Source organism: Macrococcus sp. 19Msa1099 (assembly GCA_019357535.2).
Lineage (GTDB): Bacteria > Bacillota > Bacilli > Staphylococcales > Staphylococcaceae > Macrococcoides > Macrococcoides psychrotolerans.
Window position 1 is genome coordinate 1 of the sequence record CP079960.1, and the last position, 5,236, is coordinate 5,236.

The window sequence follows — 5,236 nt, forward strand, 5'->3', positions numbered from 1 at the left end:
TGAGCCAAATAAATAAATTTTAATTTCCATCAGTGTCTGCGATTTTTTAGACACTGCCCAGTTACATGCAAATTAAAAATTTGGCATAAAATCGTGTTAAAATTTGCATTTCATAGGGCAAACTTGCAGTTTGATCGCTATAGTTCCCACAGGGGTTAAAAAACAAAAAAAGCATTGAAAATTTTCAATGCTTCAAGAAATAATTTTGTTTTTCGTAATTCCAAATCGCCATAATTGAATTTGCTTTTTCTTCTTCGTCTGAAATTTTTTCTTCACCCGTTTGAATTAAATTACCGTCTTCTGCATTGCCTAAATTTAATTCTTTGTGTTTAATTTTTAACAATCCACCGTAAGAAATCATGCGTTTTTTATAAAGTCCTTGCTCCAGATCGTTTACAACTTCCAAATCTTTTTCTTGGTCACTTGTTAAATAATCGCTTGCTTTTACCGCATACTTTGACGTTTCTTTGATTGCAGATTCAATCGCATCGTTGCCTTTTTTATTTGGCTTAATCGCTTTGATATTTGCCACAGGCTTGTAATCGACTTTCAAAGCTTTCTGCCACAATTCAAGCCATTCATCTTGTGAGATATAGTTATCAGACCCTCTGAAATATTTACTTTCAACACACATCAGCACATGCATATGCTGATTATAAGAACCGTCTTTCTCGTTTACAGTCACTTCTGTTGCTCTCATAAAGCCAATAAGATTTTTCGATACTTTTTTATATTTAAACATTCGGTTGAACGCTATATTCATCTGCTTAAGACTTTTTTCAAGCGTTTCTCCGTCAACAGAATTACGATTCGACAAGGTTAAAAACAACCAACGTGCAGACGGTTTTTCTTGAATTACTGCTTCGACGATCTTTTGCGTCTGATAGCTATTTTTCATGGCTCTCCTCCAGTTGCAGACAGGACAAAGCTTTGATTTACAAAACCATGTCTTATAAAGCTTTAAATAGCCCTCGTCTGTCGCTTTAAACTCAAGTACATTACCACATTGACGAACATTCTCTGCTTTTTTAATCTTTAATATTTCTAGTAACTCTGCATAAGAGACATTCGCAACTTTTTTCTCTTTCCATGGTCGCTCTTTCCCTGTTTTCGTTAAGTCTTTAAGAATCTGATTATCTTGATTTTCATGATTAGATTTTGTATGATTATCTTGCACAGACAAACACCACCGTTTCTTTTACGGTTTGGTTATAATTAAGCATAAAAAAACCTCCAAATGTATTGATTTAAGATTAGACACCTTTATCTTACATCTGAGGTTTTTTTATGTCAAATTTTTTTTATACACTAAAAATTAACAAAAACCCCTTAATATCAACGTTTTAAGCCTATTTTTAAAAAACTCATTATTTCTATATAGTATCAAGACAAGAAGAAACTCGTTTTCAACTCGTTTCAGAACCTACCTAAAATTTTTGAAATCCAAAAATCAATACCTCGCAAATCACTAGAAAAATACAAGTCTATTTATTATTGAATTAGCCACCTAAAATATATAAAATATAAATATCACTTAATAAAGGAGCAATTTCTATGCCATATTTATATTTGTTATTATCAATAGTCAGTGAAGTAATAGGCAGTGCATTTTTAAAATCTTCAGACGGTTTCTCAAAATTATATCCAACTATAACAACAATCATTTCATTCCTTATTTGTTTTTATTTTCTGAGTAAAACTATGCAACATTTACCACTTAATATTACTTACGCAAGTTGGGCAGGTTTAGGATTAGTATTAACAACAATTGTTTCAGTTCTTATTTTCAAAGAACAAATAAATTTAATAAGCATTATTTCAATTATTTTAATAATATTTGGTGTTGTTTTACTAAACACATTCGGATCATCACACTAATTACTTTATTCCAATTTCCTTTTCGGTAGAAACTTTGACCCCTCACACTCCCCAAAGATGAGCCACCAGGCAAAAAACGCCCTGGTGGGCCCACTTTGTTTAGTGTATATGAGGGGTCTTTTCTTTCCGAAAAGTTTTCTCGGCATAAAAGCATTCCTGATTTTCATATCAAAAAACATCAAATTTCAAATTAATTCACGTTTTTTCAGTCGCCACACGAACTATAGCAATCAAACAGCATGTTTGCCCATTTTTTAATGAAAACGAAGTTTGCATGTAAATGGACAGTACCTGGTATTCGTCTGATGTTTGTATTTATTCCAATTTCCTTTTCGGTAGAAAAGATCGTTGCACCTTTTTCAACTTCGCAGATTAATTTTCTAGAAAAAATCAAAACTATTTATGCTTATTTTTAATTTTAAGCCCGTTTAAGACGTTTTAAGTATTTTTCTAGTAAAAAAGTACTTAAAAATTAAAAACGGCTCTTAAAACGCAAATATGAGCCAAATAAATAAATTTTAATTTCCATCAGTGTCTGCGATTTTTTAGACACTGCCCAGTTACATGCAAATTAAAAATTTGGCATAGAATCATGTTAAAATTTGCATTTCACAGGGCAAACTTGCAGTTTGATCGCATAGTTCTCGCAGAGGCTAAAAAATAAAAAAGCACTGAAATATTTCAGTGCTTTTTTATTTTTCTTCTTCGATTTCGTTGATTGTCTGATGATTAATTTTTCTTTTTTCTTCTTCAGTTAATTCGTGAAGTTCACTCGCCAGGTACTCTTTCTGATTCCAAATATAATAAATTTGATACAAATATTCAGTTGGATCAATTTCTTTAAGATAATCTAACTCGCCATTTTTTAATTTTTTTCTCGCCTCTTTAAAAAGTCCTGAATACACTAGAATCTGCTTACCTTTTAAAGATTTATAATACGCATCAAATATTTTTTGATTGATAAGATAATCACTATCTTTACCTGAATACTTCGCCATTTCGTATAATTCTTTGTTGTTATTCTGCTTAATCTTTTGAACATGGACTTGCGTGATCTCTGGCATTCCTGTGACATCTCGCCACATTTCGAGCCATTCTTTTTGTGAAATATAAACCTTAGAATCTTTAAAATAAGATTTATTTACAGCAATCAGTACGTGAAAATGTGGATTGAAATCATCTCGTTGCTTATTGTACGTGATTTCTAATTTTCTGACGTAGCCTTTCATCATCGCTTTAACATTTTTTCTTTTCACTAATTTTCCAAACGACAAATTATATTTTTTTATTTCATCTTCTAATTCTTCAGCTTTTACATTTGGTGTCGTTAAGGTTAAGAAAATAAATTCTTTTTTCTCTTCCTGCTTGATGTACTGCATTATCAATGACAGTCCCAAAGCATCTTTTCTCGCTCGTCGCCAGGCACACATCGGGCAGAAACGATTCTTACACATATTATTTTTATACAGTTTCTTTTTTGTCTGCTCTTTATCCGTCACAAATGCTAGAAATGTGTTGCAGTCCTTAATCAGATCCATCTGCTTTTCACCTACAAATTTTTTAATGAAGTGCTGAAACACTTGATTTCTCTTCTTTTTCTCAGTATACTTTTCCATATCAGATATATAAAACAACTTAAGAGTTTTTTATAGCACAAAAAAGTTGCTTTTTCTCCTCTCTATTTTTAGATTTTGATTAGACACCTTAATCATAAAATAGTATGCTGGAAAAAGCAACTTTTTTTGTGTTTTAAGCCAGTAGTATCAACGGTTTCACATCGACGTGAATCGCCGTGAATAATTACCTATAGTATCAAGATAAGAAAAACCCATCTAAGAAAATAAACAAATTAGTTATTAAATTTTTTGAATATTTTTTCAATTTAGTATTTCTATTCGATAATTTATATAGTATATTTAATACAAAAATTTAGAATTGAGGAAAAAATATGAAAATATTTAAAAAAATATCCATTACATTTTTAACTACTTCTCTGCTAGTAACAGGTCTTAATTTACAAGAATCAACTCCTAATACTTTTACAAACAACGTTGAAGCTGCTACTAACTCAATAACAGCCACTCCAAAATTAATAAAAAAATATGGATATAGTGGTTTTACAACAAAAACTACAGTAACAAGAGCAGAATTAAACAAATTAGCTAATGCACGCGATAAAGATATGGCTCTAGGTAAAAGATTAACTTCTATCGCTCTAGGTGTAGCAAGTCTTCCAGTAGGTGGAATCGCATCTGTAGGAGTAGGTACTGCGACAGATATACTAATTGGTAAAATACCAAACTATGCAGATCAATTAAATGCTACATTAAAAAAATCTAGTGCTAAAAAATTTACTCTATATGCTCACTGGCGTTTTCTACAACATGGAGGAAGTAAATATTATGTTGTAAGTAGTTTTTCAGCAAAACCTCAAAAATAAAAAAAGAGGGAAATCCGCTTAGGATTTCCCTCTTTTTTTATCAACAAAATATCCTAAAACTCCAAGAAGTATAAAAATAATAACCATTGACCAACTAATATATCCATCCAATTTTAATTGCATTAAGCAATATATAATAATAATCACAATAATAACAAAGCTATACTTTAAAATATTCATTTTATATCCTTTCTATAGCAATAATTATTTTCTTCTAATTTTTATAATATTTTTATAAATTTCATAAAATATAGACAGAAATATTATAAATAAAATTATATTAACAATATACATTTAATAATACTCCTTTTAAATTCTATTAAAAATATTCTTTAATATACAAAACTTCATAATCTCTTATTCAACAAATATTCATTTAAAGCTAAAGTGATTAATGCACTTTTTGACACACCCAACTCTACAGATAATATTTCTAATTTTTTTGCAACATCATCTTTTAATGTAATTTGTAATCTTTTCATCAAAATTATCCTCCTTTTTCAAAATACATGTTAGCACAAATATACACATTCAAACACAAAAATACACAAAAATACACAAAAATATATTTTTTATTCCAATTTCCTTTTTGTGCAGAAACTTTGACCCTTCAAACTTCCCGAAGATGATCCACCAGGCAAAAAACGCCCTGGTGGGCCCACTTCGTTAAGTGTAATTGAAGGGTCTTTTCTTTCACAAAAAGTTTTCTCGGCATAAAAGATCGTTGCACCTTTTTTCAACTTCGCAGATTAATTCTATAGAAAAAATCAAAATGATTTATGCTTATTTTTAATTTTAAGCCCGTTTAAACCATTTTTAGAGTTTTTCTAGTAAAAAAGTACTTAGAATTCAAAAACGACTCTTAAAACGCAAATATGAGCCAAATAATTAAATTTTAATTTTCATCAGTGTCTGCGA

5 protein-coding genes are annotated in these 5,236 nt (G+C 30.0%); 2 read left to right on the top strand and 3 right to left on the bottom strand.

All coding sequences use genetic code 11. The annotated features are described in order from the left end of the window. Positions 1 to 184 precede the first annotated feature (184 nt). On the bottom strand, positions 185 to 1,177 hold the full coding sequence (locus tag KYI10_12510; protein QYA34218.1) for a protein rep: 993 nt from the start codon (positions 1,175 to 1,177) through the stop codon (positions 185 to 187). 377 nt (positions 1,178 to 1,554) lie between these two features. Between KYI10_12510 and qacH the strand changes: the two genes are divergently transcribed. Then, entirely contained in the window at positions 1,555 to 1,878 is a 324-nt protein-coding gene (qacH, locus tag KYI10_12515; protein QYA34219.1) for a quaternary ammonium compound efflux SMR transporter QacH, read from the top strand. 692 nt (positions 1,879 to 2,570) lie between these two features. Here qacH and KYI10_12520 read toward each other — a convergent pair. Continuing rightward, positions 2,571 to 3,494 carry a protein rep gene (locus KYI10_12520; protein ID QYA34220.1) on the bottom strand — a complete coding sequence of 308 codons (924 nt, stop codon included), beginning with the start codon at positions 3,492 to 3,494 and terminating at the stop codon, positions 2,571 to 2,573. A 332-nt stretch (positions 3,495 to 3,826) separates the two neighbouring features. Here KYI10_12520 and KYI10_12525 point away from each other — a divergent pair, with 332 nt between their 5' ends. Then, positions 3,827 to 4,318, top strand: coding sequence for a hypothetical protein (locus KYI10_12525; GenBank protein ID QYA34221.1), 492 nt, complete (start codon positions 3,827 to 3,829; stop codon positions 4,316 to 4,318). 347 nt (positions 4,319 to 4,665) lie between these two features. On the opposite strand, the gene KYI10_12530 is transcribed toward KYI10_12525, so the two are convergent. Next, the gene (locus tag KYI10_12530; GenBank protein ID QYA34222.2) at positions 4,666 to 4,800 is read right to left on the bottom strand and encodes a CopG family transcriptional regulator; all 135 of its coding nucleotides are present in this window, start codon (positions 4,798 to 4,800) and stop codon (positions 4,666 to 4,668) included. Positions 4,801 to 5,236: the final 436 nt, after the last annotated feature.